This window comes from Pseudomonas protegens, assembly GCF_003732485.1.
Classification (GTDB): domain Bacteria; phylum Pseudomonadota; class Gammaproteobacteria; order Pseudomonadales; family Pseudomonadaceae; genus Aquipseudomonas; species Aquipseudomonas protegens_B.
Genome location: NZ_MOAK01000028.1, coordinates 1 through 3,077, shown reverse-complemented (window position 1 = coordinate 3,077; position 3,077 = coordinate 1). Strand labels below are relative to the sequence as shown.

Here is a 3,077-nt window from a genome sequence, read left to right as displayed (position 1 = left end):
GCAGATGTCCCAGCTCAACAGTGGTGTGCTCAAGGTGCGACTGCTGGAGCAGGACTATGCCTTGCACGGCGACAGCAAGACGGTGGACAGCCTGCATGAAAGCCTGGATGCACTATTGCTCCTGGCCCGGCAGCTCCAGGGGCAGTCGTCCGCCAACCAGGCGGTGATGGGGGAGGTCGAGCTGGCGCTGGCGGACTATCGCAAGGCCTTCGATGAGTTCGTCGAGCTGACCCAGGCCAAGGACCTGGCCCTGGAAATGGCCAGTTGGTCGGTGTCCAGTGTGGCCAACAACCTCGATGTGCTGCAGGCCGGGCTGGCGGATGACGGTGCCTATACGCTCAAGGACTCCCAGGGCAAGGAGGGCGCGGAGTTCATCGAGCAGGCCAACCAGATCAGCCAGGTCTCGCGTCTGATGCTGCAAGCCATGAACGAAGCCCGAGTGCGCCTGGACCAGAATCGCAAGGGCGATGAGCAGGGCGGTGGCGAGCAGGGCAAGATCGAACAGGCCGAACAGGCCCTGGTCCAAGCCGAACAGTTGAAGGCCGCGGTCAAGGATGCGGGCTATCAGACGGTGCTCAACGAGGTCACTGGGCACATCGGCAACTTCAGCGAAAAACTCAACGAATACACCGGTCTGTTGGCCCAGGAGAAACAGGTCTATCAGACGTTGCATGAGCGCGCTGCTCAGGTGATGGCACGGGTCGACCAGGCATATGCCGCCGAAGATCTGTCGATGCAGGGGGAACTGGAGAAGAACACCCTGCTGATCATCGGCTCTTCAGCCCTGGCGCTGTTGGTGGGGCTGCTGGCGGCCTTGTGCATCACTCGCCTGATCGTTCGTCCGCTACGCAGTGTGATGCATGTGGCTCAGCAGATCGCTGCGGGGGACCTGAGCACCACGGTGGCGGTGACCCGGCGTGACGAGATCGGCCAGTTGATGCAGGCGATGCAACAGATGGGCAGTGGCCTGAGCGGTATCGTCAGTGGCCTGCAGGCCGGGATCGAACAACTGGCCAGTTCGGCCCAGTCACTGTCCTCGGTGACCGAGCAGACCAACCTTGAAGTCAGTACCCAGAAGGAAGAAACCGAGCAGGTGGCCACCGCCATGAACCAGATGACCGCCACGGTGCACGATGTGGCGCGCAATGCCGAGCAAGCGGCCCTGGCCGCCCAGGCGGCGGATGACAAGGTGGAGAGTGGCCAGCAGGTCGTGCGCCAGAGCATGCAGCGGATCGAGCAGTTGGCGGATTCCGCGACCCGTGCCAGCAGCGGCATCGAGAGCCTGAGCGCAGAGATCGACAACATCGGCAGCGTGCTGGATGTCATCAAGAGCGTTGCCGAGCAGACCAACCTGCTGGCCCTCAATGCTGCCATTGAAGCGGCAAGGGCGGGGGAACAGGGCCGGGGCTTTGCGGTGGTGGCCGATGAAGTGCGGGCCCTGGCCAAACGTACCCAACAGTCCACCGAGGAGATCGCGCGTCTGGTGACTGCATTGCATGTGGCTGCCGACTCTTCAGTGCAGCAGATCCGGAGCAGCGGCGAGCTGGTGAAGCTGGCGGTCAGCGATGCCCTGCAGACTGAAAGTGCCTTGGGCAGCATTGCCGCCGCAGTGTCGTTGATTCAGCAGATGAATCAGCAGATTGCCGCCGCTGCCGAGCAGCAGAGTTCGGTGGCTGAAGAAATCAATCGCAGCGTTACCAGTATTCGTGCCAGTGCCGACCAGTCTTCCCTGGCCATGCAAGGCAACGCTGCGTCGAGCATCGAGCTGGCGCAGTTGGGCGTCGAGTTGAAGGGGATGGTGGGGCATTTCCGCTTGTAGCGGCGAGGAGGGCGCTGTTGCGGCGAACCCCTGCCTGACGCCGGATGCGTCAGGCAGGGGTTTTTCATATCAGTCGTAGATGGCTTTCTTCTTCCAGTCGGCGTCGGCTTCCACGGTCTTCAGGCCCTGGGTCAGCTCGTTGTCCTCGTCTGGCGCCGGCTCCAGGGTCGACAGCACCATGGCGTTGGCGCGGGCCAGGAGCTTATCCAGGTATTCCAGCTGTTCCTTGTAGACCGCCGGGTCCGGTTGCTTGCGCAGGTATTGCACGCCGCGTTCGAAGGCCAGGCGGGCCTGGCCCGGCTGGTTCTGTTGCAGGGCGTATTGCCCCAGGTTGTTGAAGAACTCGATATGCAGCAGCACCAGGATATGGCGGATCTCCTTGATCCAGCGCTTGGCTTCATTGGGTTGCAGGAAGCCGTCGTGGGCGGCACGGGTTACCTGGCCGTGCATGGCCTCCAGCAGGAAGCGTACATCCTTGGCCTTGGCTTCGGTCTGTATTGGCGATGGCGGATTGTTCACCGGAATCGACTCGCCCTGACCCACCAAGGTATTGAGTTCGGCCTGACGCGCCTTGAGAGCGGTGTCGGTCTTGTCGAGGTTGAGCATGCGTTGCACAACGTTGAGTTCCAGTCGTGTCAGCAGCAGCTTGAGGGCCGGTGACATGAACTGGCCGGGGAAGGTTTCGGTGATCTCGCCGCAGCGGCGCAGGCGATCATTGAGTTCGACTTTGGTGCGGGCCTTTTCCAGTTTGTTGTTTTCCACCACATGGTTCATGTAGCCAATGGCGATCAATAGTGCGATCCCGGCTATTACCAGCAGGGTGATCATGAGTGGTGTCACCGTTAAAACCTCGTTATGGGATTCGCGTGCGAGTGTAGTGGCTTGGCATTTCGACGCATAGCGCCGCTCGACGAGCCGGGCATGAGTTGTGCTGCTTATATAGGTATAGAACCACTGGGGTGAGACCTGGGTTCAAATTGCCATCACCGGCTGCGCAGGACTATAACGTCTTGTCGAGTGCCAGAATATAGGCGTCAAAGCGCGGACGGCAGAAAAGCCCGAACTGGGCCTAAAACCACTCCGAAGTCATTGATTTAAATAAAATTATATCTGGGGGTTGACGGCCTCCCAAAGCATCCATAGAATGCGCGCCACTTTCAACGGAAAGCAAATAGCAAAACGTTGAAGGAAGTGAATGTTGTAGCGTGTCCCCTTCGTCTAGTGGCCTAGGACACCGCCCTTTCACGGCGGTAACAGG

At 60.3% G+C, this 3,077-nt stretch carries 2 protein-coding genes and 1 pseudogene; 2 read left to right on the top strand and 1 reads right to left on the bottom strand.

Annotation, left to right across the window (positions count from 1 at the left end):
* Positions 1-4: 4 nt before the first annotated feature.
* Both BLX41_RS37170 and BLX41_RS37165 read left to right on the top strand, forming a co-directional pair.
* Positions 5-910: pseudogene (locus tag BLX41_RS37170) on the top strand (HAMP domain-containing protein); the annotation flags it as partial.
* Between the two features lie 27 nt (positions 911-937).
* A complete protein-coding gene (locus BLX41_RS37165) occupies positions 938-1,819 on the top strand; it encodes a methyl-accepting chemotaxis protein (RefSeq protein ID WP_404942736.1) in 882 nt (293 codons plus the stop codon).
* A 69-nt stretch (positions 1,820-1,888) separates the two neighbouring features.
* On the opposite strand, the gene BLX41_RS03640 is transcribed toward BLX41_RS37165, so the two are convergent.
* Positions 1,889-2,647, bottom strand: a complete 759-nt coding sequence (locus BLX41_RS03640; protein WP_185073361.1) for a hypothetical protein — start codon at positions 2,645-2,647, stop codon at positions 1,889-1,891.
* Positions 2,648-3,077 lie beyond the last annotated feature (430 nt).